20 protein-coding genes are annotated in these 24,269 nt (G+C 63.3%); 6 read left to right on the forward strand and 14 right to left on the reverse strand.

Annotated elements, in window-relative coordinates; genetic code table 11:
• The first annotated feature begins 148 nt into the window (after positions 1–148).
• Complete coding sequence (locus tag HCZ30_RS13725; protein ID WP_167638868.1) at positions 149–694, forward strand: tetratricopeptide repeat protein; 546 nt, start codon at positions 149–151, stop codon at positions 692–694.
• Here HCZ30_RS13725 and HCZ30_RS13730 read toward each other — a convergent pair.
• The 3 genes from HCZ30_RS13730 to HCZ30_RS13740 form a co-directional block, all read right to left on the reverse strand.
• Positions 691–1,296: an ATP-binding cassette domain-containing protein gene (locus tag HCZ30_RS13730; RefSeq protein WP_348640397.1), complete on the reverse strand. Its 606-nt coding sequence runs from the start codon at positions 1,294–1,296 to the stop codon at positions 691–693. The genes HCZ30_RS13725 and HCZ30_RS13730 overlap by 4 nt on opposite strands.
• On the reverse strand, positions 1,293–2,264 hold the full coding sequence (locus HCZ30_RS13735; RefSeq protein WP_167638869.1) for an ABC transporter substrate-binding protein: 972 nt from the start codon (positions 2,262–2,264) through the stop codon (positions 1,293–1,295). The genes HCZ30_RS13730 and HCZ30_RS13735 overlap by 4 nt, the downstream gene beginning before the upstream one ends.
• A 118-nt stretch (positions 2,265–2,382) precedes the next feature.
• Positions 2,383–3,333 (reverse strand): GlxA family transcriptional regulator, encoded by a 951-nt coding sequence (locus HCZ30_RS13740; protein ID WP_348640398.1) that lies wholly within the window; start codon positions 3,331–3,333, stop codon positions 2,383–2,385.
• Positions 3,334–3,409: 76 nt separating this feature from the next.
• Between HCZ30_RS13740 and HCZ30_RS13745 the strand changes: the two genes are divergently transcribed.
• Genes HCZ30_RS13745 through HCZ30_RS13755 form a run of 3 tightly spaced genes read left to right on the forward strand, consistent with a single transcriptional unit; the run spans position 3,410 to position 7,393 of the window.
• Positions 3,410–4,570 (forward strand): acyl-CoA dehydrogenase family protein, encoded by a 1,161-nt coding sequence (locus tag HCZ30_RS13745; RefSeq protein WP_167638871.1) that lies wholly within the window; start codon positions 3,410–3,412, stop codon positions 4,568–4,570.
• A 1-nt stretch (position 4,571) separates the two neighbouring features.
• On the forward strand, positions 4,572–6,611 hold the full coding sequence (locus HCZ30_RS13750) for an acetate--CoA ligase family protein (protein WP_167638872.1): 2,040 nt from the start codon (positions 4,572–4,574) through the stop codon (positions 6,609–6,611).
• Positions 6,608–7,393 carry a carnitinyl-CoA dehydratase gene (locus HCZ30_RS13755; protein ID WP_167638873.1) on the forward strand — a complete coding sequence of 262 codons (786 nt, stop codon included), beginning with the start codon at positions 6,608–6,610 and terminating at the stop codon, positions 7,391–7,393. The genes HCZ30_RS13750 and HCZ30_RS13755 overlap by 4 nt, the downstream gene beginning before the upstream one ends.
• Before the next feature lies 1 nt (position 7,394).
• On the opposite strand, the gene HCZ30_RS13760 is transcribed toward HCZ30_RS13755, so the two are convergent.
• Positions 7,395–8,276, reverse strand: a complete 882-nt coding sequence (locus tag HCZ30_RS13760) for a LysR substrate-binding domain-containing protein (protein WP_167638874.1) — start codon at positions 8,274–8,276, stop codon at positions 7,395–7,397.
• Positions 8,277–8,389: 113 nt separating this feature from the next.
• Between HCZ30_RS13760 and HCZ30_RS13765 the strand changes: the two genes are divergently transcribed.
• Positions 8,390–9,538 (forward strand): TauD/TfdA family dioxygenase, encoded by a 1,149-nt coding sequence (locus HCZ30_RS13765; protein WP_167638875.1) that lies wholly within the window; start codon positions 8,390–8,392, stop codon positions 9,536–9,538.
• Positions 9,535–10,266 (forward strand): class II aldolase/adducin family protein, encoded by a 732-nt coding sequence (locus tag HCZ30_RS13770; protein WP_167638876.1) that lies wholly within the window; start codon positions 9,535–9,537, stop codon positions 10,264–10,266. Before HCZ30_RS13765 ends, HCZ30_RS13770 begins: the two co-directional genes overlap by 4 nt.
• Positions 10,267–10,272: 6 nt before the next feature.
• On the opposite strand, the gene cysG is transcribed toward HCZ30_RS13770, so the two are convergent.
• The 10 genes from cysG to HCZ30_RS13820 form a co-directional block, all read right to left on the reverse strand.
• Positions 10,273–11,664, reverse strand: coding sequence for a siroheme synthase CysG (gene cysG, locus HCZ30_RS13775; RefSeq protein WP_167638877.1), 1,392 nt, complete (start codon positions 11,662–11,664; stop codon positions 10,273–10,275).
• 12 nt (positions 11,665–11,676) lie between these two features.
• Positions 11,677–14,277: a nitrate reductase gene (locus HCZ30_RS13780; protein WP_167638878.1), complete on the reverse strand. Its 2,601-nt coding sequence runs from the start codon at positions 14,275–14,277 to the stop codon at positions 11,677–11,679.
• Positions 14,274–14,609 (reverse strand): nitrite reductase small subunit NirD, encoded by a 336-nt coding sequence (nirD, locus tag HCZ30_RS13785; protein WP_167638879.1) that lies wholly within the window; start codon positions 14,607–14,609, stop codon positions 14,274–14,276. The genes HCZ30_RS13780 and nirD overlap by 4 nt, the downstream gene beginning before the upstream one ends.
• The gene (nirB, locus tag HCZ30_RS13790; protein ID WP_167638880.1) at positions 14,606–17,044 is read right to left on the reverse strand and encodes a nitrite reductase large subunit NirB; all 2,439 of its coding nucleotides are present in this window, start codon (positions 17,042–17,044) and stop codon (positions 14,606–14,608) included. Before nirB ends, nirD begins: the two co-directional genes overlap by 4 nt.
• A 5-nt stretch (positions 17,045–17,049) precedes the next feature.
• Positions 17,050–18,729 (reverse strand): ABC transporter ATP-binding protein, encoded by a 1,680-nt coding sequence (locus HCZ30_RS13795; RefSeq protein ID WP_167638881.1) that lies wholly within the window; start codon positions 18,727–18,729, stop codon positions 17,050–17,052.
• 5 nt (positions 18,730–18,734) lie between these two features.
• The gene (locus HCZ30_RS13800; protein ID WP_167638882.1) at positions 18,735–19,817 is read right to left on the reverse strand and encodes an ABC transporter permease; all 1,083 of its coding nucleotides are present in this window, start codon (positions 19,815–19,817) and stop codon (positions 18,735–18,737) included.
• A 59-nt stretch (positions 19,818–19,876) separates the two neighbouring features.
• Positions 19,877–21,244 (reverse strand): CmpA/NrtA family ABC transporter substrate-binding protein, encoded by a 1,368-nt coding sequence (locus HCZ30_RS13805; protein WP_167638883.1) that lies wholly within the window; start codon positions 21,242–21,244, stop codon positions 19,877–19,879.
• Positions 21,245–21,507: 263 nt separating this feature from the next.
• Positions 21,508–22,671 carry an ABC transporter substrate-binding protein gene (locus HCZ30_RS13810; protein ID WP_167638884.1) on the reverse strand — a complete coding sequence of 388 codons (1,164 nt, stop codon included), beginning with the start codon at positions 22,669–22,671 and terminating at the stop codon, positions 21,508–21,510.
• Positions 22,668–23,252, reverse strand: coding sequence for an ANTAR domain-containing response regulator (locus HCZ30_RS13815; protein ID WP_167638885.1), 585 nt, complete (start codon positions 23,250–23,252; stop codon positions 22,668–22,670). The genes HCZ30_RS13810 and HCZ30_RS13815 overlap by 4 nt, the downstream gene beginning before the upstream one ends.
• A gap of 171 nt (positions 23,253–23,423) precedes the next feature.
• Positions 23,424–24,191, reverse strand: a complete 768-nt coding sequence (locus HCZ30_RS13820) for an SDR family NAD(P)-dependent oxidoreductase (protein WP_167638886.1) — start codon at positions 24,189–24,191, stop codon at positions 23,424–23,426.
• Positions 24,192–24,269: the final 78 nt, after the last annotated feature.

The raw sequence follows: 24,269 nt of genomic DNA on the forward strand, positions 1-24,269 counted from the left end.
TCCTTCTGTTCGTTGAGAATCGGGCGGCGCGGGGAAACCTGCGCCGCTTTTCTTTTGTGCCGAAGGCTACGACCATTGGGCCATCGGTGCATGGGCCGACTTGGGGTACACTCCCGCCATCGTATCGCAATGACAGGGGGAGGTCGCGATGTCGAAGACCATATTGCTTTCGGCGCTTCTGGCCGCGCTCTTATCGGCAGCCCATGCCGAGGAGACAGACGAGCAGGGCACGCTCAATCCCGACGAGATGAGCCTCAGCCGCCAGCTGCGGAACGCGCAGGAGGGCGAGACCTCGATGACGATCTGCGCGTCGGGTTATCTGATGACGAAATCGGGCCGCCACGAGATGGCGCGAGAGTTGTTCCAGCGCTGCGTCGATGACGGCTACACGGGCGCGATGACGTGGATGAGCTACCTCGAAGACAACGGCTTCGGCGCGCCGATGGACCCCGACCGCGCCGCCGAATACGACCGAATGGCCGCCGAGGCGGGCGATCCCATCGGCATGTTCAACTACGGTCTCGATCTGATGCGCGGACGCGGTGCGCCGCTGGACGAGGAGGCCGGACGCGCGCTTGTCGATCAGGCGGCAGAGCTCGGGTTCGAGGATGCGCAGCGGCTTCAGGCGGCGGGCTACGACCTCGATGAGGTCACGCCGGATGCGGACAACTGGAAATACGCGCCGGTGTTCTAGGCGACGAGCCGCGCAGGCTGCCCGTCGAGACGCAGAATGCGGTTCGCCAAGCGGCTGGCCTCGTTCTCTGCGTGGGTGACGAGGACCGCGGCAAACCCGTGCCGCGCATGGAGCCGTTCGACCAGCGCCATCATCTCGTCCGCCGTTGCCGCATCGAGCGATACGAAGGGTTCGTCCATCAGGAGCAGGTCAGGCTTGGCCGCTACGGCGCGGGCGAGCGCAAGACGGCGCTGCTGGCCGAGTGACAACTCGTCAGGCAGGGCGCTGCCACGATCCCCGAGGCCCACATCCGTCAGCGCCTGCTGCGCCTGCGTTTCGTCGCAGCCTGCAAGCAGCGTGATGTTCTGAAGCGCCGTACGCCACGGCAGAAGGGTTGGCTCTTGCAGAACGATGGCGAGCTTGCCGCCTACATCGCATGTGCCAGAGTAATTCTTGTGCAGCCCCGCGATGATCCGCAGCAGCGTGCTTTTCCCGATACCCGACGGCCCGCAAACGGCAACAACTTCGGCTCTTGCGAGGCCGAAGCTGATCGGGCCGAGCACCTGACGGCCGACATAGGATGCCTCCGTCAGGTTCAGCGTGAGTATCGCGTCAGGTGTCACCAGAAGACGCCGTCCGGTAGAGTTTCCGCCTTGCCCACAAGCTCGTCGCCGCCGAGGTCGGCCATGATCTTGAACATCGCAGCAGCGGAGGCTTCATCGACCGGACCTTCATCCGGAATGCCTGCGCGGAAGCCTGCAATCAGCGCCTCGAACTGCGCGTCCGAGTTGGCGCGCATGATCGGGCGCAGGTCTTCCCATGCGCTATCGTCGGTCGCCAGAACGTCCTTGGCCGCGCGGCTGGCTGCGGCAAAGCTGGCGACGAGGTCGGGGTTCTCTGCGGCGAACTCGCCCGACACCACGTAACCCAGCAGCGGCGTGTCGGGATCAAGGCCGAGCGCTTTGCCAGCATCGGCCACGGTCATCAGCGGGCGCATCCCTGCGGCTTCCATCTTGGCGCCGAAGTGCCAGAAGTTGATCGCCGCATCGAGGTCGCCCGACAGCGCGGTTTCAAAGATCAGCGGCGGCGCACCGAAGACCTGCTCGGTCTCGCCCGCGAGGTCCATGCCCAGTTCCGATTGCGCATAGGCGCGCAGGATCAGCCAGCTTTTGTCGACCGGACCGCCTGCAATCCCGATCTGCGAGCCTTCGAGGTCGGCCAGCGTCTGGGCGCTGCTATCCTCGGGCACGTAGATCGCACCAACGGCGCGGCTGTAGGGGATGAATACGAAATCGCCGCCGTCCGCACGTTGACGCGCGACCCACAGCCAGTCCGACACGATCATATCGACTTCGCCTGCCAGCAGCGCGATCTGGCCCGCAGGTCCGGCAGTGACGTCATGCACGTCGAGCGTGAAACCGTTCTCCTGATCCAGCCCGCGTTCGCGGATGGTTGTGAGTTCCCAGTTCACGGTTCCGGTCAGCTGGGTCGCAATGCGCAGCGTGGCGTCTTCGGCATATGCGGCACCGGTGGCGAGTGTCGCGGACAGGACCACTGCGGCCCCCCGCAGATGGCGTGTGAATTTCGACATTGGCAGGCTCCTCCCTGAATGGCTCCATAGTAGACACGCCGGCGGGTCGGCATATGCGACCATTGGACGAAAATGCGCCCCGATGTCTACGACCAAAGCCGCAAATCGGGTGTGGGAATTAGCGCGACGCGCTGCGCATGGCGCGGAACGAGACGCCGAATTCCTGTTTGAACGCACGGGTGAGGGCGCTCGCGTTCTGGTAGCCGGATCTGTCGGCGATTTCCTCGACGCTAATGGTGGTGTGCTCGGCCAGTCGCCTTGCCTCGCGCAGCCGGATCGCCTGATAGAGCCGCCGCGGCCCGAAGCCGTAGGTGTCTGTGCAGGCTTTGTTAAACGCCTTGTCTGTCAGCCCGACCTGACGGGCGATTTCAGGCACGGAGAGCGGCGCTTCGATATTGCGGCGCATGATAGCGGTGGCCATGCGGACCTTGCCGGGGCGCGTACCACTGGGGCGGGCGTCGAGGATCGTTGCCTTTTCGCCGTACATAAAGAGCGAGCTGACTTCGAGCCCCAGCATCGGGCCGTGGTGTTCCTCAATCAGGCCGAGCACCAGTTCGAACGTGGTTGTGACGCCGCCGCAGGACAGGATATTCTCGTCCTTCACGGTGCGGTTCTCGACCACGTCGACCTCGGGGAATGTCTCCGCAAAGGGCACCAGTTCGTCCCAATGGATCGTCGCCCGCCGCCCGTCGAGCAGGCCAGCCGAGGCCAGAAGCCAGCTACCCATATCCATGCCGACCAGAGTGTCATAGCGCTTTGCCGCTGCACGCAACGCACGACTGCACTGGCCAGTCGCGTGCTGCCTGAAATTGTAGCTTGGCATGACAAACAGATAATCGCCGCCCCCGTGATCGCTGAGTGATAGCTCCGTCTGCACGGGCAGTCCGCTCGACGAATGAACTGTCCCGCCGCCGAGGCTCAGGAACTGCCAGTCGTAGAGCCGCTTACGCGCAAGGGTATTGGCGGCCCTCAGCGGCTCGACCGCATTGGCGAGGCAGTGGTTGGAGAACGCCTCGAACAGCAGAATGCCGACCGTCCGCGTAGTGTTCGAAGATTTCCAAATCTGCACGAAAATACTCCAAATTCGCACGATAGGTTTTTCGAACTTTACGCATTCTCGATCCAAACCGGCAAGGGAGAGGACGATGCATTTCGGTCTGAGTGATGAGCAGGACATGATCGTAAAGACCGTTCGGTCGTTCGTGGAAAAGGAAATCTATCCCCACGAGGCGCTGGTCGAACGCACGGGCCAAGTGCCGCGCGAGTTGGGCGAGGAGATCAAACAGAAGGTCATCGACCTCGGCTTTTACGCCTGTAATTTCCCCGAAGACGTCGGCGGCGCGGGCCTCTCGCACCTCGATTTCACGCTGGTCGAACGGGAGCTTGGACGCGGCTCGATGGCGCTCACTCACTTCTTTGGTCGCCCGCAGAATATTCTCATGGCGTGCGAGGGCGAGCAGCGTGAGAAGTACCTGCTCCCCGCCGTGCGCGGCGAACGGATGGACGCGCTGGCCATGACCGAACCCGACGCCGGATCAGACGTGCGCGGCATGAAATGTTCTGCCCAGCGCGATGGCGGCGACTGGGTGGTGAATGGATCGAAGCACTTCATCTCCGGCGCGGAACACGCTGAATTCTTTATCGTTTTCGTCGCGACCGGTGTCGATGAAACACCGAAAGGTCCGAAGAAGCGGATCACCTGTTTCCTCGTCGATCGCGGCACACCGGGGTTCGAAGTGCGCGAGGGCTACGCCTCGGTTTCGCATCGCGGGTACAAGAACTACGTCCTCTATTTCGACAACTGCCGCCTGCCTGACGCGCAGGTTCTGGGCGAGGTCGACGGTGGTTTCGCGGTGATGAACACGTGGCTCTACGCAACCCGCCTGACCGTCGCTGCGTTCTGCGTGGGCCGCGCGCGGCGCTGTTTCGACCACGCGCTCAGCTACGCCGCAGAGCGCAAGCAGTTCGGCCAGCAGATCGCGAAGTTCCAAGGCGTCAGCTTCCAGATCGCCGACATGATCACCGAGATCGACGCCGCCGACTGGCTGACCCTTTCGGGCGCGTGGCGTCTGGACGAAGGGCTGGAGGCGAACCGGGAGATCGCGAGCGCCAAACTCTATGCTTCCGAAATGCTGGCCCGCGTGACCGATGCCACCCTGCAAATCCACGGCGGGATGGGCCTCATGGACGATTTCCCGATCGAACGCTTCTGGCGCGATGCCCGTGTCGAGCGGATCTGGGACGGCACCAGCGAAATCCAGCGGCATATCATCAGCCGCGATCTGTTCCGTCCTCTCGGAGCCTGACATGCGGTCCTTGGACAGATTGATGCGCCCCCGAAGCATCGCCGTCATCGGCGGCGGCGCGTGGTGCGCGAACGTCATCCGCGAGTGCGAGAAGATCGGCTTTGCGGGCGACATCTGGGCCGTCCACCCGACCCGCGGCGAGGTCGCGGGGATAAGGGCGTACCCCTCCATCGCAGCCCTCCCGTCCGCGCCAGATGCCGCGTTCATCGGGGTGAACCGCGACACGACTATCGGCATCGTGGAGCAGTTATCTCGGGTGGGCGCGGGCGGGGCGGTGTGCTTCGCCTCCGGTTTCCGTGAGGCGTCGGCGGAGCTGGAGGACGGCAACAGCATTCAGGATAGCTTAGTCGCGGCGGCGGGCGATATGCCGATCCTCGGGCCGAACTGCTACGGCTTCGTCAATGCGCTGGACGGCGCGGCGCTCTGGCCGGACGTGCATGGCGCGGGACCATGCGAGACCGGCGTGGCCTTCATCGGCCAGTCATCGAACGTGGCGATCAACATCTCCATGCAGACGCGCGGGCTGCCGCTGGCCTATGTCGTCACCTGCGGTAACCAAGCGCAGATCGGCATGGCCGAGATCGGCGAGGCGCTGCTCTCCGATCCCCGCGTCACCGCGCTGGGGCTGCATATCGAGGGCGTGAACGACCTGCGGGCCTATGAGAAGCTCGCTTTCACGGCGACGCAGCTAGGCAAGCCGGTCGTTGTGATGAAGGTGGGAAGCTCGGATCAAGCGCAGCTGGCAACCGTCTCGCACACGGCCTCCCTCGCAGGCAGCGATGCCGGAGCGCGAGCGCTGATGCGCCGTTTGGGCTTCGCGCTCGCGGACGATCCCGCGTCGTTCGTGGAGACGCTGAAGGTGCTGCACGTCGCGGGCGGGCTGCTGTCGAACCGCATCCTGTCCATGTCCTGCTCTGGTGGCGAGGCGTCCCTGATGGCCGACCTCGGGCAGAGCCTCGGCGTCGCTTATCCGCCGCTCGCGCAGCCGCAGAAGGACGCCCTCCGCGCCGCGCTCGGGCCGAAGGTGGCGCTCGCGAACCCGCTCGATTACCACACCTACATCTGGGGCGACGAGGCCGCGCTGACGGCTTGTTTCTCCGCAGGCATGGCGGTCGGCGATCTGGCGCTCGGCTGCGTGGTGCTCGATTTTCCCCGTCAGGACAGGTTCGACGCTCCCGACTGGGCCAAGGTCGTCGACGCGGTGATTGCCACCCGCGAAGCCACGGGGCGTCCGATGGCCGTGCTTGCGTCCTTTGCCGAAGGGATGCCTGAAGGCGTGTCCGAGCGGCTGATACAGCACGGCGTGGTTCCGCTCTGCGGCATGTCCGACGGCCTCAAAGCCATCGCCGCCGCCGCTCAGGTGCGCCCGATGACTGGCGAACCGCTGCTTCTGCCGAACCAAGTCACAGGCGACGGCGAGACGCTGGACGAAAGCACCGCGAAGGCGATGCTGACCGAACATGGCCTCCGGATCTCGCAATCTCAGCGAACCGCGACAGCAGAAGCCGCCGCCGAAGCCGCTGATGCCATCGGCTATCCCGTTGTGCTCAAAGGCATGGGGTTTGCGCACAAGACCGAAGCGGGCGCGGTCCGCATCAACCTGACCTCGGCACATGAGGTCCAGACCGCCGCCGAGGCGATCCCCTGCAACGACTACCTCGTCGAGGAAATGGTCACCGATGCGGTGGCCGAGCTGTTGGTCGGCGTGCTGTGTGACCCTGTGCACGGCTTCGTGCTGACCATAGGGGCAGGAGGGGTGATGACCGAAATCCTGCAAGACACGGTCTCGCTCCTCCTGCCGTCCACGAAAGACGACATCACCGAGGCGCTGACCCGCCTGCGATGCTACCCGCTGCTCACCGGCTATCGCGGCAAACCCGCTGCGGACATCGGCGCGATTGTAGAGGCTGTCATGGCCGTGCAAGACTTCGTCACGGCGCATCAGGACAGCGTTCAGGAAATCGAAATCAATCCGCTGCTATGCTGCCCTGACAAGGCGGTCGCGGTGGACGCACTCATCCGCATGGGAGGACACCAATGACCCAGTCGCCGCTCAAAGTGACCCGCCACGGCGCGGTTCTGGAGGTCGTTCTGGACCGCCCCAAGGCCAACGCCATCGACCTCGCGACCAGTCGTCTGATGGGCGAGGTCTTCACTGAGTTCCGCGATGACGACAGCCTGCGCGTTGCGATCATTACCGGCGCGGGGGAGAGGTTCTTCTGCCCCGGTTGGGACCTCAAAGCTGCCGCTGGCGGCGATGCGGTGGACGGCGATTATGGCGTTGGCGGTTTCGGCGGTTTGCAGGAACTGCGCGGCCTGAACAAACCCGTGATCGCGGCGGTCAACGGCATCGCCTGCGGGGGCGGGCTGGAACTGGCGCTGAGCGCGGACCTGATACTCGCCGCCGATCACGCGACCTTTGCGCTGCCGGAGATCAAATCGGGCACCGTGGCGGACGCAGCTTCGATCAAACTGCCCAAGCGCATTCCGTACCACGTTGCGATGGACCTGCTGCTCACGGGGCGCTGGTTCGATGCCGAGGAGGCCGCGCACTGGGGTCTCGTGAGCCGCATTGTGCCCGCTGCGGACCTTATGACGGAGGCGCACAAGCTTGCCGCGCAGCTTGCGGACGGGCCACCGCTCGTCTTTGCCGCGATCAAGGAGATCGTGCGCGAGGCGGAGGACATGAAATTCCAGGACGCGATGAACCGGATCACCAAAAGCCAGTTCGCGACGGTGGAAAAGCTCTACCGATCCGAGGACCAGTTGGAGGGTGCGAAGGCATTCGCGGAAAAGCGCGATCCGGTGTGGAAGGGGCGGTAAGTCAGGCCGCTGATTTCAGCCAGTCCACGAACAGCTTCGCGTCCTGCGACGGCGAGGCGGTCGTGGACACGTAATACGCCGTGCCGAGGTCGAGCGCGCCTTCGGGCCATTGCTGCAACGTGCCTTCGTTCACCGCGCGCTCGGTGATCGACCGCCAGCCGAGCATCAGCCCGCGCCCGTCGATCACCGCCTGCATCGCCTGCACGTAGTTGTTGAAACTCTGCCCGCTGGAGCGGGGGCGGGTGATGCCTCTTGCGGTCAGATAATCCTCCCATCCCGCCCAATGATGGTTGTGCGGGCTGCGCACATGGATCAGCGGCGCGGCCTCCAGATCCGTGCCCTCGGCCAACAGTCGCGCAATGAGATCAGGGGCGCCGACGGGACAGACAACCTCGGCGAATAATTTCTCCGATCGGCCCTCCCGCCAGCCCCCTGTGCCATAGCGGAGCGCCACGTCGACACCGGGGACGAGGACGGGCAGGTCGGTCGCAGGGGCCTGCACGTTGACGGTGATATCGGGGTGGTCCTCGTAGAAGCCCGACAGGCGCGGCATCAGCCAGTAGGTCGCGACCCCCAGCGTGCAGGCGACCGTGATCTGCCGTTCGGCATTCGCCTGCATCGCCTTGATGTCCTCCAGTGTGGCCGAAATCCGGCCCAGCCCTTCGCGGACCGCGCGGGCGAGAAATTCGCCTTCTTCGGTCAGGCGCGACGGGCGGACGCTGCGGTCGATCAATGTAACCCCGACATGATCTTCGAGCTGTTTGATCGCTTGGCTCACAGCGGGCTGGGTCACGTTCAACCGCGCCGCCGCATCGCGCATGGAGCCATAGCGGGACAGCGCTTCGAAGGTAGACAGAAGGCGGAGGGGCGGGAAGGCGTTCATCGGCTCACAGCATAAGTATTCGGTTAAGTTAGTTTCACACCAATCGCGCTATCGTTCAAGCCGTTCCCGTGGGACGGTCGGCTCAAGCGAACACCTTACTTAGGGCCAAAGAAATGAACGAACTCAGCAGCACCATGATTGCGCCGCATGTCACCGACCTCTCCGAGAAAGGTCTGCACATCACGCTGTCAGACGGTATTTCGTATTACTTTAACTACTACTGGCTCCGCGATAACTGCCCGACGTCCTTCAGCCCGATCACCCGCGAGCGAAGCTTTGACATCTTCCACCTTGAGGACTCGCCCTGCGCCAGAACCGCCGAGGTCGAAGGGGACGCTTTGGTCATCGCATGGGAGGACGAGGGCCACGTCACCCGTATGCCGCTGGACTGGCTGGTGACATATGCGGGCGGAAACAGCCGCATCGATCCTGCCGACCTGACCCGCGTGGCATGGTACAGCGACCATTATCCGACCGTGCCGCGTTTCTCCCAGCCCGAGCTGGTCGCCGATAAGGACCAGCGTGCTGCTTGGATCAAGGCGATGCTGGTCCACGGCTTCACCATCGTGACCGACATGCCCGACAGCGACGAAGGGCTGACCCAGACCGCAGAGTTGATGGGCTTTGTCCGTCCGACGTTCTTCGGCACCTATTTCGACGTGCGCACGCATATCAATCCGACGAACACGGCGTACACATCTGCCGCGCTGGAGCTGCACACCGACACCCCCGCCGAAGAATTCGCACCCGGTATCCAGTTCCTCCATTGCCGCGCGAATACCGTGCAGGGCGGCCAGAGCCTTTATGCGGACGGCGTGGCGGTCGCGAATGATTTCCGCGCGCGCGATCCCGAGGGCTTCAAGCTGCTGTCCGAAATTTCCATTCCGTTCTTCTGCGAGCACGACACCTATGACGCCCGCTCGCGCCAGACCGTCATCGAACTGGACCAGCACGGCGAAGTGTCGGGCCTCACGATCAGTCAGCACATGGCGGATATCTTTGACCTCGATCAGGAGTTGCTGGACGACTACTACCCCGCGTTCTGCCGCTTCGGGCGGATGCTTCAGGAGGACAAATACATGATGCGGTTCCTGATGAAGGGCGGCGAGTGTATTGTGTTCGACAACCACCGCATCGTCCATGGCCGCGCCGCCTATTCGGCGACCAGCGGCGACCGCTACCTGCGCGGCTGTTATGTGGACCGCGGAGAGATGCGCTCGACCTACCGTGCGCTCGTCAGCGAAGGAAGGTTCAAGGGATGAACGCACCCGTCAATGCGCCCGATACCATAGCGGACCTGCGCCGCGATCTCGCGGACGCGTTCCGCATCACCCATGCGCTTGGTTGGAGCGAGAGTGTCGGCAACCATTTCAGCGCCGCTGTCTCGGCGGACGGGAATGCGTTTCTGCTGAACGCCAAATGGCAGCACTTCGCGACGATCAAGCCGGAGGATCTGCTGCTGCTCGACAGCCGCGATCAGGACGTTCTGACCCGCCCCGACGCGCCGGATGCCTCGGCGTGGTGCGTCCACGGCACGCTTCACCGCAAGCTGCCGGACGCCCGTGTCATCCTGCACGCGCACTCGCCATATGCCACCGCGTTGGCCTGCCTCAAGGACCCGACCGTTGTGCCAATCGACAACAACACCGCGCGGTTCTACGGGCGCACGGCCTACGATCTGTCCTTTGGCGGTATCGCCGACGCGGCAGAGGAGGGCGAGCGCATCGCGGAGAGCATGGGCGACAAGTCCGTGCTCGTCATGGGCAACCACGGTGTGACCATCATAGGCGAGACCGTCGCGGACGCATTCGAGGACCTCTATTTCTTTGAGAAGGCCGCGCAGACGATCATCCTCGCGCGCTCCTCTGGCCAGCCGCTCGCGGTGCTATCCGATGCCGTGGCGCAGAACACGGCGGACGGCTGGAAGCCCTATCGCGGCATGGCAGCCATGCACTTCGCCTACCTGCGGAGCGTTCACGGGCTGGGGTGAGGGCTCTTAGACCGAACGCAGGAGCGTGCCGACAGGCTTTGCCATGGCGAGGTCGGTGTCAGGCGAGATGATCAGCAGAGCCTTGCCGCTGATCGACGCGGTTTGCAGCGTCTCCACGAGGTCACCCACCGAAGTCTCGATGAACTCCGCGCGGGGGTTGGACACGTCGCTGGCAATGGTGATGCCGACGCGCTCTGCAAGGCCCTCTTCGATGATCGAATGCGCTAGTTTCTCGGCGCTCGCCACGCACATGTAGAACACCACGCGGGTGCCGGATTTGATGTGGCGCAGCAGGTCGCGCGGGTCTGCGTCTTCGGCAAAGGCTCCGGTGGCAAAGGTGACGGAGTCGTACTTGTTCCGCTCGGTCAAGCTGACCTGCATCTGGGCCGCGGCAGCGGTCGCGGCGGTGATACCAGGGACGACTTCGGTCTCGATGCCAGCCTCGCGGGCGGCGTCCAGTTCCTCGGTCATGCGGCCGAAAATGGTCGGATCGCCGGACTTCAGACGTACAACGCGGCGACCCTTCAGGGCCTCGGCGACGATCAGTTGGTTAATGCGGTCTTGGGGCAGGGCGTGCGCCCCGACGACCTTGCCGACGTAGACCCGCTCCGCATCGCGGCGGGCAAGTTCCAGAACCTCGGGGTCGACAAGCCGGTCATAGAAAATGACGTCCGCTTCCTGAAGGCGCTCCACGGCGCGGAGGGTAAGCAGATCGCGGGCACCGGGGCCAGCACCGACGAGGCAGATCGAACCTTGCGCGGCCGCATATTCACCTTCCGCCACGGCGGTTTTCAGCATCTCTGCCGCTTCGCGCTGCGCACCGCGTTTGAAGGTGGTCCAAGGCGCGTCGTTGAACGTCCAGCGCCAGAATTCGCGGCGGTTTTCACGCGGAATGCGGTGGGCAACAGCGCCGCGCAGACGTCCCGCAAGTGCGGCGAACGTGCCGATCTGCGGATCCAGCATCTGCTCGATCTGGGTTTTGATTCGGCGGCCCAGCACGGGCGCGGTGCCTTCGGTGCCGATGGCCACAACGACCGGATCGCGGTCCACGATGGACGGGGTGGTCGCGTCGCACAAATGCGGCTGGTCGACCACATTGACCAGAGCACCCGCGGCCTTGGCAACCGCGTGGATCGAGGCATCAACGGCAGGGCAGCCCGTGCCGATCAACACCATTGCGGTGTCCTCAAACAGGTCCGCCGAGATCGCGCCGTCAACGTGGCTGATGCGGCCCTTTGCCAGAAGTCCCGCAAGTTCGTCGTCCAGTTCAGGCGCCGCGACGATAATCTCGGCTTCCGTTTTCAGCATCAGGCGCGTTTTCTGTGCTGCCTGTTCGCCGCCGCCGACAATCACGACCTTCCGGCCTGCCATTTTGATGAACATCGGGAAGGACTGCATGGTCGGGCTCCGTTATTCGGCGGCTTCGCGGATCGCCGTTCGGGCGATGAGCTGGGCGATTTCGGGTTTGCAGGACCCGCAGTTTGTCCCTGCGGAGAGTGCTTTGCCGATAGCTTCGACGGTCATCAGGCCGTCCTTTTCCATCGCGGTCAAGATCGTATTCACGCCGACCGAGAAACACGAGCAGATGATCGGTCCTGCGTCGGGTTGGTCGGCTCCGGGACGACCAGCGAGCACCGCATCCGGCGCTTCGCCGAGGAGCGAGGCGAGGTGGCTGCGCGATACCGCGACAGGCTCTGGCCCCGCGAAGAGAGCGCCCAGCAGCTTGCCGTTGCGGGTAACGGCGATGCGGGCAATGCCGCGCGCGTCGTCGATCACGCTGGTGACGTCGCCCTTGCCGAAGAGCGAAATGGCGAACGCCTCCCAATCTGCAGGTTTCGCGCCCGCCAGTTCCATGCGCCACCCTGCATCCACGCGGGCCTTGGCCCAATAGGCGCAGTCGGGCTGCGGCTCGGCGGTCGAGACGGCAAAGGCGTAGAAGTCGGCAGCGAAGGGCTGCGCGTCGACACAGGTCGCTTTGCTTTCGGGCTGGCCCGAAACGGGGTCGGTGTAGCCGGTGACCAGCGCGTCGACGCGTCCGGCTGACGAATACTGGCCGGTCCAGTGGATCGGGACGAACACTTCGCGGCGGCGGACGCGGTCGGTGATCAGGGCGCGGACGATGGCTTTACCGTGGGGCGAGGTGACTTCGACCAGATGTGCGGGCTTGATGCCCAGACGCTCTGCCGTGGCGGGGTGGATTTCGATGAACGGCTCGGCAAGGTGCTGCGACAGGCGCGCGGCCTGACCCGTGCGGGTCATCGTGTGCCAGTGATCGCGCACGCGGCCCGAGTTCATGCGCAGCGGGAAGGCATCGGTCGGGGCGCTTTTCGGCGCGGTGTACTGGACGGGCAGCATCTTGGCGCGGCCATCGGCGTGGTAGAACCCGCCATTGCCGAAGTAGCGCTCCTTGCCCCAACGGGTCGGGGTCATGCAGTCATAGCCGATGTCCCAAGCCGAGATATCGAAGTCCTTGCCGAACTTACCGCCGAGCGACGAAAGCGCGGCGTATTCGCGGAAGATATCCTCGGGAGCGGTGTAGGCAAATGCTCTTTCCCAGCCCATGCGGCGACCGACTTCTGAGATGATGTCCCAGTCGTGTTTCGCCTGACCGACAGGCGCGAGGAACCTGCGCTGGCGGCTGATCGTGCGGTCGGAGTTGGTGACGGTGCCGTCCTTTTCGCTCCAACCCGTTGCGGGGAGGAGGACGTCGGCGGTCAGCGCGGTATCCGTGTCGCCGTACATGTCCGACACCACCACGAAATCGCAGTCTTCTAGCGCCGTGCGGACCTTGTCGGCCTCGGGCATGGAGACGACGGGGTTGGTGCACATGATCCAGATCGCCTTGATCCGGCCATCGGCTACGGCGTCGAACATCTCGACGGCCTTGAGGCCCGCTTGGTCCGGCATGGCGGGGGCGTGCCAGAAATCCTGTACGGCCTCGCGATGGTCCGCGTTCTCCAGATCGAGGTGGCAGGCGAGCATATTCGCCAGACCGCCAACCTCGCGGCCGCCCATGGCGTTGGGCTGGCCGGTGACGCTGAACGGACCCATGCCCGCATGACCGATACGGCCCGTGGCGAGGTGACAGTTGATGATCGCGTTGACCTTGTCCGAGCCGCTGCTCGATTGGTTGACGCCTTGGCTGTAGACGGTGACGACCTTTTCGGTGCCGGTCCACAGGTCGATGAACGCTTGCAGGTCCGCATCGCTGATGCCGAGGTCGGCTCGCGCTTCGTTCCGTGCGGCTTCAACGGCGGCGTCGAAGCCGTTTACGTGGGCGGCGACGTAGTCGTGATCCACATGACCGCTGTCCACGATCGCCAGCAGAAGGCGGTTGAAAAGCGTCACATCCGCACCGACTTCGATCTGCAAATGCAGGTCGGCAATGTCAGAGGTCGCGGTGCGGCGCGGGTCGATATTCACGACCTTCATTGCGGGGTTCGTGGTCTTGGCGGCGAGCAGACGCTGGTAGATGACCGGATGGCACCACGCGAGGTTGGAGCCCGTCAGAACGACCAGATCGGCTTGCTCAAGGTCTTCGTAGTTGCCCGGCACGGTGTCCGTGCCGAACGCACGGCGGTGGCCCGCGACGGAGGACGCCATGCACAGGCGGGAATTCGTGTCGATGTTCGCCGAGCCGATGAAGCCCTTCATCAGCTTGTTGGCGACATAGTAGTCTTCGGTCAGCAGCTGGCCCGACACATAGAACGCCACGCTATCGGGACCGTGCTCTGCGATGGTTTTCTGGAAACGCTTGGCGACAAGTTCGAGCGCCGTATCCCAGTCGGTTTTCACGCCGCCGATTTCAGGGCTGACCAAACGGCCGATGCTGCTAAGGGTGTCCGCGAGGGCCGACCCCTTGGAGCAGAGCCGACCATAGTTGGCCGGATGCTCGGGATCGCCCTTCACGGTGACTTCGCCTGCCGGACTTATCGTTGCAAGCACGCCGCACCCGACGCCGCAATAGGCGCAGGTGGTTTTGACGGTGTTGCCAAGCCCGAGGTCTTTCATGCCGCGCTCCGTGCCATCAGTTGGGTTGCGTCCAGATAGATGCGGCCCGCTTCGACCTTGGCCGTGAAAGTGCCGACCTGACCGTTGTCCGCGCCCTGTGCTTCGCCGGTGTTCATGTCGAACACCCAGTTGTGCAGCGGGCAGGTGACCTTGTGGCCGTGGACGATGCCTTCGGAGAGGGGGCCGCCCTTGTGGGGGCAGCGGTCTTCAAGCGCGAACACATGGTCATCCAGCGTGCGGAACACCGCGACGCAGCCCTGAGCTGTTTTGACCACCCGCGCACCTTGGCGCGGGATGTCGACAAGCGCGGCGATATCGATCCACTGCGTCATTCTGCGGCCTCCATCATGAGGTTTGCCATCGGGGTGTAGCGCGCCTGTTCCTTTTCGACGTGCTCTGCCCACGGGTCTTTTTGGTAGACGGACTGGGAAATCAGGAAGCGTTCGACCAGCGCCTTACGGTTCGCCTCGTCGGCAACCTGCTCCTTGACCCAGTCGAGCCCGACCTTGTTCACCCACTTGTAGATGCGGTCGAGGTACTTCGCGTTCTCACGGTAGAGCTGCATGACAGCCTGCACGTATTCCAGAACCTCTTCCTCGCTTGCCGCTTTGTGGAACGCTTCGGTTTCCTTCACGTCCATACCTGCGGCGCCCGCGATGCCGATCTCGTAGCCGCTGTCCACGCAGACGACGCCGATGTCCTTACAGGTGGCTTCGGCGCAGTTACGCGGGCAGCCAGACACGGCCAGCTTGACCTTGTGCGGCGTCCACGACCCCCAGAGCGCCTTTTCCAGATTGATGCCGAGACCGGTGCTATCCTGCGTGCCGAAGCGGCAGTGATCCTTGCCCACACAGGTTTTCACCGTGCGCAGACCTTTGGAGTAAGCGTGGCCCGACACCATGCCGGCCTTGTTCAGATCCGACCAGACTTCAGGCAGATCTTCGCCTTTGACGCCGAGAAGGTCGATCCGCTGGCCGCCCGTGACGTGGACGGTCGGGATCTTGAACTTGTCCACCACGTCCGCGATGGCGCGCAGCTCGTCCGAGGTGGTCATTCCGCCCCACATGCGCGGCACGACCGAGAAGGTGCCGTCCTTCTGGATGTTGGCGTGCTTGCGTTCGTTGATGAAACGCGACTGCGGATCGTCCTGATAATCTAGCGGCCAGTCGGCCAGCAGGTAGTAGTTCAGCGCCGGACGGCAGACGTGGCAGCCGTCGACGGTTTTCCATGCCAGTTCTTGGAACACGGCAGGCATGGATTTGAGTTCCTGCGCCTTGATCAGACGGCGGACGTCTTCGTGCGTGTGGTCCGAACATTTGCAGATCGGCTGGGAGGTCGGCATGACGAAATCTTCGCCCAGTGTGACCGCCAGAACCTGCTCTACCAGTCCGGTGCAGGTGCCGCAGGAGTTCGATGCCTTGGTGGTGGCGCGCACGCCGTCGAGGGTGGTGGCGCCACCGTTGATGGCGTCCACGATCTTGCCTTTACATACGCCGTTGCAGCCGCAGATTTCTGCGTCAGCCGGTAAGGCTGCAACGGCTGACAAAGGGTCCGCGGCGGCTCCGCCCTGATAGGCCGGACCGAAGATCAGCGTGTCGCGCATCTCTGCGACATCGGTGCCTTCCTTGATGTGATTGTAGAACCACGCGCCGTCTGCGGTGTCGCCGTACATGACAGCGCCGATGACCTTGTTGCCCTGAAGGATGAGGCGCTTGTAGACGCCGCGGGCCGGATCGCGGAACACGATGTCCTCGCGGCCTTCGCCTTCGGCAAAGTCGCCTGCGGAGAACAGATCGCAGCCCGTGACCTTCAGTTTGGTCGATACTTCCTTGTTTTTGAATGCATCTTCGATACCCATCAGGGTGTTCGCCAGAACGCGGGCCTGATCATAGAGCGGAGCCACGAGGCCGAAGATCGCGCCGTTATGTTCGACGCATTCGCCGAGCGACAGGATATCGGGGTCCGAAGTGACCATCTGGTCGTCGACGTGGATACCCTTGCCGACAGCGAGGCCGGCCTCTGCACCGAGCTTGGTGTTCGGGCGGATGCCGACAGCCATCACCAGGAGGTCACACGGCAGTTCGGTGCCGTCGTCCAGCAGCAGGGCGCGGACGTGGCCATTCTCGTCTGCAAGGATCTCTTTCGAGTTCGCCTTGCACATGACCTTGATGCCTTTTTCGCCCAGCGACTTGCGCAGCAGGTAGCCTGCGGCTTCGTCGAGCTGACGCTCCATCAGGTGACCCATGATGTGCACCACGGTGACCTCGACGCCGCGGGCAGCCATACCGGCAGCCGCTTCGAGACCGAGGAGACCGCCGCCGATGACCACAGCCTTAGAGCCCGGCTTTGCGCCAAGGTCCATCATCGACTGGGTGTCTTCGAGGTCGCGGTAAGGGATCACGCCCTTCAGGTCATGCCCCGGAAGCGGGATGATGAAGGGGTTCGAACCGGTGCCGATGACCAGCTTGTCATAGGCGACTTCGCCGTTCTCACCGATGACGACCTTGCGGTCGCGGTCGATGCCGGTGACCTTTTCGCCGAAGCGGCAGGTGACGCCGTTTTCCGCGTACCACGCGTCATCGTGGGTAACGATCTGCTCGTAGGTCTTTTCGCCCGACAGAACCGGCGAGAGCATCAGGCGGTTGTAGTTGCCGCGCGGCTCTGCGTTGAAGAGGGTGACATCGTAATCGGCGTTTGCTTCGAAAAGATGTTCGAGCATCCGGCCAGAGGCCATGCCGGCCCCGATGACAACGAGTTTCTTTTTCATGACATTCACTCCGCTGCGATAGCTTTGACCGGCTTGGATTTGGGCTTAGCCCCGTGTTCGTATTCCTCAAGGAAATCGAGCACTTCCTGCCGGTAGTGATAGTAATCAGGGTGTTCGAGCAGCGCCTTGCGGGTCCGCGGGCGCGGCAGGTCGACGTCGGTAATCTTGCCGATGGTGGCTTGCGGACCGTTGGTCATCATGACCACGCGGTCGGCCAGCAAGATCGCTTCGTCCACGTCGTGGGTGACGCAGATCGCGGTCACTTTGGTGCGGCTCCAGACCTCCATGAGAACCTCTTGCAGTTCCCAGCGGGTGAGGCTGTCGAGCATCCCGAAGGGTTCGTCCAGAAGCAGCAGCTTCGGCGACAGGGCGAAGGCGCGGGCGATGCCGACGCGCTGCTTCATGCCGTTGGACATCGAGTGCGCGGGACGGTCCATCGCATCGGCGAGGCCCACACGTTCGAGGTAGTATTCCACCACGTCCTGACGTTCCTGCTGCGATGCCTTGGGGTAGACCTTGTCCACACCGATCGACACGTTTTCCTTGGCAGACAGCCACGGGAACAGGTTGGGCGACTGGAACACCACGGCGCGTTCGGGGTCGGCGCCTTCGACGTGGCGACCGTCCAGTTTGATCGCGCCCTTGGAGATCGCGTTCAGACCCGCAGCCATCGTCAGAACCGTGGATTTACCACAGCCCGAGTGACCGATGAGGCTGATGAACTCGCCGCGGTTGACCTTGAGGTTGAAGTCCTCGACCACCGTGAGCGGGCCCTTGGGGGTCGGGTAGATCTTGTGGAGCTGCGAGAAGTCGAGGAAGCGCTCTTCGATCAGACCTTCCTGTGCTTTCGCAACCGCTGCCGGAATGCCGTGGATCGGGGTGACGTTCGGCAGCAGGCGGGTTTCCTCGGCTTTGCCCTGGATACCCACGTCCATCAGGTAGTTGGTGACCTGTGCGCGCAACTTGTGGAACGTGTCGTCGTTGTTCATCTCCATCCGGTCACGGGGACGGGGGATGGTGACGGTGACGGGCTCGCCCAGCGTGCCATCGGGATTCAGCGGGATGATGCGGTCCGCCAGAAGGATCGCTTCGTCCACGTCGTTGGTGATCAGGATGCAGGTCTTCTTGTCCTGTTCCCAGATGTCGAGGATCTCGTCCGCGAGGTTAGCGCGGGTCAGCGCATCAAGGGCCGAGAGCGGCTCGTCCAGCAGCAGCATTTCCGGCGACATGGCGAGCGCGCGGGCCACCGATACACGCTGGCGCATACCGCCCGACAGTTCCGCAGGACGGCGGCCGGCGGCGTGGCTGAGGCCGACCATGGCGATGTAGTGATCCGCTTTCGCATCCTTTTCGGCCTTGGACAGCTTGGGGAACACGGAGTCGATGGCGACCATGATGTTGCCCTTCACCGTGAGCCACGGCATCAGCGAGTAGCTCTGGAAGATCAGGCCGCGTTCGGGGCCGGGGCCGGTGATCGGCTTGCCTTTGAACGTGACGCTGCCGCTGTCGGGCATTTCCAGACCCGCGATGAGGTTCATCAGGGTGGACTTGCCGGTGCCGGAGAAGCCGAGGATCGCAATGAACTCGCCTTCTTCGATGTCGAGGTCGATATTCTTCAGAACTTCGGTGCGGTTGGTCCCCTGACCGAAGCCTTTGTTGACGTTCTGGAAGCTCAGGATGCTCATGACGATTACCGGTTTGCCGAGAAGGTGAAGAGCGACTGGAGGGCGTACATCACACGGTCGAGCAGGAAGCCGATGATACCGATGGTGAAGACAGCGACCATGATGCGGGCCAGCGACTGCGAAGAACCGTTCTGGAATTCATCCCACACGAATTTGCCGAGGCCGGGGTTCTGGGCGAGCATTTCGGCGGCGATCAGAACCATCCAGCCCACACCGAGCGACAGACGCAGACCGGTGAAGATGAGCGGCAGGGCCGAAGGCAGCACCAGTTTGGTGATCTTCTTCCATGTGCCCATTTTCAGAACCTTGGAGACCGAAACGAGGTCCTTGTCGATCGAGGCCACACCGAGAGCGGTGTTGATCAGCGTCGGCCACAGCGAACACAGGGTCACGGTGATGGCGGACACGAGGAACGATTTGGCGAGGAGGCCGTCATTGCTCGGAACAAGGGCCGAGATGATCATGGTGACGATCGGCAGCCAAGCGAGCGGGGAGACGGGCTTGAAAATCTGCACGAGCGGGTTGATCGCGGCGTTGGCGATGGGCGACAGGCCCGCGATGATGCCCAGCGGAATGGCGACGGCCGAAGCGATCAGGAAGCCGAAGAACACGGTGCCGATCGAGGTGCCGATCTGGTCGTAGTAGGACGGCGCGCCGGTGTAGGCCATTTCCTTGACCTCGTCACCGCGGCCCGCTTCGATCAGGCGCTGGTTCCGCTGGTCGACGCGGTCGTAGAACACGGCCTCTTTCTCGGCTTTTTCGATGGCGTCCTGATGGAGGTCGACGGCGCTCGCCCAGACCTGAGCCGGTCCCGGAATGGCACCCAGCGAGGTTTGCACCTTCGGCGCGAGGAAGCCCCACAGGGCGATGAAGCAGAGGATGGCCAGAACCGGAACGCCGAGCAGACGCCAGACTTCCTTCATCTGGGCGCGCGGGTTGTCACCTGCGGCGGCCTTCAGCATCGGGGTGATCCACCCCAGACCCAGCACGGTGAACCATGCGTCGGCCTTGTTGATGCGGGTGAAAAGGCGGGCGCGGCGTGCCTCGCGGTCGGCGGATTTTGCAAAATCGGGATCGGCGGTTGTCATCTGGCGGTCCTCGGGAAAGGGGTGATCGGGCGGCGGAAGACCGCCCGATAAGTTATTGATTAGCCTTGAACTTCGTTGCCGACGACGGTCTGTTCGGCTTTCAGACCGATGGACAGGCTGTCGATGTAGGCGTTCGGGGTGCGGCCATCGAAGGCAACGCCGTCGATGATGTCTTCAGCCGGAGTCGCGTCGCGGTAGCCGTCGCTATCGAACGGGAAGTCGGCAGCATCGGCCAGACCTTCGTCGACCAGCAGCTGGGCGGCTTCGAGGTAGATTTCCGGCTTGTAGACCGACTTGGCGACTTCGTCGTACCAGCTATCGGGCTTGGCTTCGGCGATCTGGCCCCAACGGCGCATCTGGGTCAGGTACCAGACAGCGTCCGAGTAGTAGGGATAGTTCGCGTAGTAGCGGAAGAACACGTTGAAGTCGGGAACGTCGCGGACATCGCCCGGTTCGTATTCGAAGGTACCGGTCATCGAGTTGTCGATCACGTCGGCATCTGCACCCACGTATTCGGGACGGGACAGGATCTCGACCGCTTCTGCGCGGTTGGCGTTCTCGTTCTCGTCCAGCCACATGGCGGCGCGGATCAGAGCCTTGGTGACGGCGAGGGTGGTGTTCGGGTTCTCTTCTGCGAATTCTGCAGTGATACCAAAGACTTTCTCGGGGTTGTTCTTCCAGATTTCATAGTCGGTGATGACCGGAACGCCGATGCCTTTGATGACGGCCTGCTGGTTCCACGGCTCACCAACGCAGTAGCCGTTGATGGTGCCGGCTTCGAGCGTTGCGGGCATCTGCGGCGGCGGGGTGACGGACAGGAAGACGTCAGCGCCGATCTGGCCAGTCACATCCTCGGGCGAATAGTAGCCCGGGTTGATGCCGCCCGATGCGAGCCAGTAGCGAAGCTCGTAGTTGTGGGTCGAAACGGGGAACACCATACCCATGTTGAAGGGCTTACCGTCGGCGTTGAACTGTTCGATCACCGGAACGAGCGCTTCTGCCGAAATCGGGTGCTGCGGGCGGCCGTCATCCATCGACGGGATGTGCGGGCGCATCATGTCCCAGACTTCGTTGGAAACGGTGATGCCGTTGCCGTTCAGGTCCATCGAGAACGGGGTGATGATGTGCGCTTCGGTGCCGTAGCCGATGGTGGCAGCCAGCGGCTGACCGGCCAGCATGTGCGCGCCGTCCAGAGTGCCGTCGATCACGCCGTCGAGCAGAACCTTCCAGTTCGCTTGCGCTTCGAGGGTCACGAAGAGGCCTTCGTCGAAGAAGTAGCCCTGTTCGTAGGCAACAGCCAGCGGAGCCATATCGGTCAGCTTGATGAAACCGAAGGTGAGTTCGTCTTTTTCAAGTTCCAGCATTTCGGCAAAGGCCGGAGTGCTCAGCATGGTCGTGGCTGCCAGAATGGCGGACAAATGCTTCATTTCCCTGTCGTTCCTTTGTTGTCTGTTAGTTGTCCCAGTGGGGAAAAACGAAAAAAGCCGCTGACGCTCTCTGCCAAGGGAGGAGGAAGGCAGAGGGTCGAGCGGCTTTGCTCAATCGCCCAAGTCGTTGGGCAAATCTCGTGGCGATCAACGCCATTGCTGATCTGGGTCCACTTTGCGCCTTTGGTGCGCGGGGAGAAATGAGCTTTGTGCAGATTTGCTGTGATGCAGCAAAATAATCGGCAGCACCGGCTAAGTTTTCATCAAGTGCCGCTGTTGCGTTCAAAAATGCGGCGATCGAAGAAGCCGAAAGGCTGGGCGGCCATGCCCTCGGCTGTGTCCGCACCGAAAGACTCACCCTCGGGGCGGTAATCTCTTTGCGGCAGTGCAGCGGACTCGGTTGAAAGCGCTTCGCGGTAGAGGTCGGTGCGGAACACCTCTGCCGCGCTGGTTTCGGCGGCACCGCGGTCCATGCCGACGCGGGACGCCAGTTGCGAGCCGATCCAAGCCGCCTGCGATTTCCACGGGAAGGTCGCGTTGTGGCCAAAGAAATCGACAAAGTTCCGTACGCGGCGTTCGTCGCCCGCGCGGTTCACGATAAGCTCGCCGTTGAGCGCACGGTCGATCACGTCGGACGAGACGTTGAGGTAGGCAGGCCGGGCGAGGATTTCGGAGGCCATGATACGGTTGCCCGGTTCGGCCAGCCAGCGGCCCGCCTTCCATACCGCGCGGATGAGGCGCAGCGCGGTCGCTTTTTCCTGCTCGGCCCAATCGTGACGGACGGCCAGCACCTTTTCGGGCGCACCCGCCCAGATCGCAGCGCCGGGAAGCAGCAGCTCGCCCACGCCGTTCTCGACCGAGATCGACCCCCACGGCTCGCCCACGCAGAACGCGTCGATCTCGCCCGCCGCAATCGCTTGCGCCATCAGCGGCGGCGGCACGGTGCGGATCTGAATGCCTTGCGGCGCGGGATGGCCGAGCGCGGAGAGCCAGTAATAGAGCAGCTCTGCGTGCATCGAGAACGGGAACGGCACGCCGATGCGGAAATCACCGCCCGTGGCCGCGATCAGCGCCTTGCCAGCGGCATAGGCGTCGGTGAAGGAGAAATCGAACCCGTTGGCGCGCATCTTTGCGGCCAGTTCGGTCGACACGCCCGTGACGTTGCCGTTGATGGACATCATCGACAGCACATCGAAACGGCTGGAATTGCCGATGCCGAGCGCCTGCGCCACAGGGATGGGGGCCAGCATGTGCGCCGCGTCGATCTGGCCGATGTTCAGCATATCGCGGAGCATCGACCACGACGGCGACTTGTGGAGCTCCAGCTCCAGCCCTTCACCAGCGGCAAAACCCAGTTCATGCGCCACGACCAGCGGCGCGCTATCGACGAGCGGGATGAACCCGACCCCGAGACGTGCGCCGCTCATGACAGTAGCTCCGATGCGGTGACGAGCGCCTGTGCGACCTCGACGACCTTTTTGCCCTGATCCATCGCGGTCTTGCGAAGCAGCGCGTAGGCGTCCTCTTCGCTCAGGCGGCGGGCTTTCATAAGGATACCCTTGGCGCGGTCGATCACCTTGCGCTCTTCCAGCGCGCGCTTGGTCGTCTCCAGTTCCTTGCGCATCCGCTGGAACATCTGGAAACGGGTCAGCGCTGCGTCGAGGATCGGCTTCAGGCGGTCGGGGCGCAGCCCGTCGACCACATAGGCGCTCAGGCCCGCCTCGATCGCGGCTTTGGTAAGGTTATCATCGCTCCGGTCCACGAACATCGCGACGGGACGGTCCAGCGGGCCGGACGCCAGCGCCAGTTCCTCCAGCGCGTCGCGGGACGGGTCGGCCATGTCGATCAGCACGACATCGGGCTTGTGACTGGCGATGGACCGCGACAGACCCGCGGTATCCTGAAGGATGTGAACGTCATAATCCCCCGCACCCGACAGAGCCTGCCTGATGGAGAGGGCGCGTTCAGCGTTCGCTTCGACGACGACAATGGAGAGACGATTAGCCATAGCTCTGGCTATGCCCGACTCCGGAATTGCGTCTATTCCGACATACGTATGCGGTGAGGGGTGCCCTAGGGCGGCGCTGAATTATCGGGCGATTGCCGAATGTATGCTCGTATTTTCAGCACATGAGAAACCGCCCCACGAAATGGCTCGCGGGGCGGACGGTGGAAAGACTCAGATCAGCATTCCACCGGAGATTTCAATGCGCTGCGCGTTGACCCAGCGGTTGTCCTCGGACAGCAGCGCTGCGATGGCGGGGCCAATATCGTCGGCTTCGCCCGCGCGGCCCAAGGCCGTCACCCCCGCAGCCCACTGGTTGACCTGCGCATTGTCGCGCACGCCGCCGCCGTTGAAGTCGGTCGCAATCGCACCCGGTGCGACGGTGTTGACCGCAATGCGGCGCTCGCCCAGTTCCTTGGCGAGGTAACGGGTCAGCACCTCGACCGCGCCTTTCATCGCCGCATAGGCTGACGCACCGGGCGCGGCAAAGCGGGCAAGGCCGGACGAGATGTTCACGATCCGCCCGCCGTCCGCCATCAGCGGCAGCAGCTTCTGGGTCAGGAAATAGACGCCTTTGAAGTGGATGTTCATCAGCGCATCGAACTCGTCCTCGGTGGTGTCGGTGAAGGCTTTATGCATGCCCGTACCGGCGTTGTTCACCAGATAATCAAAGGAGCTGCGCTGCCAGATTTCGGACAGGTGGGTGGTGACGGTTTCGGCAAAATCGGCAAAGCCGCCGGTGTCCGAGGTATCAAGCTGGATCATCACCGCGCGGGACCCGAGCGCCTCGATCTCTGCCTTGGTCTCTTCGGCGGCCTGCGCGTTTGTGTGGTAGGTGCCGATCACGTCGACGCCGCGACGGGCCAGAGCGATAGCGGCAGAGCGGCCAAGGCCACGGCTGGCACCGGTGATGATTGCGATTTTCTGTTCGGAGGTGGTCATAGGGGTTTCCTCTTCGTTGCTGTGCCCCTTATGTGTTTGTTTGCGGCCTGCGAATAAGCCGCATAATTTTGCAAACAG

The sequence above is a fragment of the Marivivens donghaensis genome, assembly GCF_011806565.1.
In the GTDB taxonomy this organism is placed as follows: Bacteria; Pseudomonadota; Alphaproteobacteria; order Rhodobacterales; family Rhodobacteraceae; genus Marivivens; species Marivivens donghaensis_A.

Bases quoted from the DNA above. Each gene is read 5' to 3' on its own strand.
- HCZ30_RS13725 (WP_167638868.1), top strand. From the start codon at position 149: ATGTCGAAGACCATATTGCTTTCGGCGCTTCTGGCCGCGCTCTTATCG.
- HCZ30_RS13735 (WP_167638869.1), bottom strand. From the start codon at position 2,264: ATGTCGAAATTCACACGCCATCTGCGGGGGGCCGCAGTGGTCCTGTCC.
- HCZ30_RS13745 (WP_167638871.1), top strand. From the start codon at position 3,410: ATGCATTTCGGTCTGAGTGATGAGCAGGACATGATCGTAAAGACCGTT.
- HCZ30_RS13750 (WP_167638872.1), top strand. From the start codon at position 4,572: ATGCGGTCCTTGGACAGATTGATGCGCCCCCGAAGCATCGCCGTCATC.
- HCZ30_RS13755 (WP_167638873.1), top strand. From the start codon at position 6,608: ATGACCCAGTCGCCGCTCAAAGTGACCCGCCACGGCGCGGTTCTGGAG.
- HCZ30_RS13760 (WP_167638874.1), bottom strand. From the start codon at position 8,276: ATGAACGCCTTCCCGCCCCTCCGCCTTCTGTCTACCTTCGAAGCGCTG.
- HCZ30_RS13765 (WP_167638875.1), top strand. From the start codon at position 8,390: ATGAACGAACTCAGCAGCACCATGATTGCGCCGCATGTCACCGACCTC.
- HCZ30_RS13770 (WP_167638876.1), top strand. From the start codon at position 9,535: ATGAACGCACCCGTCAATGCGCCCGATACCATAGCGGACCTGCGCCGC.
- cysG (WP_167638877.1), bottom strand. From the start codon at position 11,664: ATGCAGTCCTTCCCGATGTTCATCAAAATGGCAGGCCGGAAGGTCGTG.
- HCZ30_RS13780 (WP_167638878.1), bottom strand. From the start codon at position 14,277: ATGAAAGACCTCGGGCTTGGCAACACCGTCAAAACCACCTGCGCCTAT.
- nirD (WP_167638879.1), bottom strand. From the start codon at position 14,609: ATGACGCAGTGGATCGATATCGCCGCGCTTGTCGACATCCCGCGCCAA.
- nirB (WP_167638880.1), bottom strand. From the start codon at position 17,044: ATGAAAAAGAAACTCGTTGTCATCGGGGCCGGCATGGCCTCTGGCCGG.
- HCZ30_RS13795 (WP_167638881.1), bottom strand. From the start codon at position 18,729: ATGAGCATCCTGAGCTTCCAGAACGTCAACAAAGGCTTCGGTCAGGGG.
- HCZ30_RS13800 (WP_167638882.1), bottom strand. From the start codon at position 19,817: ATGACAACCGCCGATCCCGATTTTGCAAAATCCGCCGACCGCGAGGCA.
- HCZ30_RS13805 (WP_167638883.1), bottom strand. From the start codon at position 21,244: ATGAAGCATTTGTCCGCCATTCTGGCAGCCACGACCATGCTGAGCACT.
- HCZ30_RS13810 (WP_167638884.1), bottom strand. From the start codon at position 22,671: ATGAGCGGCGCACGTCTCGGGGTCGGGTTCATCCCGCTCGTCGATAGC.
- HCZ30_RS13815 (WP_167638885.1), bottom strand. From the start codon at position 23,252: ATGGCTAATCGTCTCTCCATTGTCGTCGTCGAAGCGAACGCTGAACGC.
- HCZ30_RS13820 (WP_167638886.1), bottom strand. From the start codon at position 24,191: ATGACCACCTCCGAACAGAAAATCGCAATCATCACCGGTGCCAGCCGT.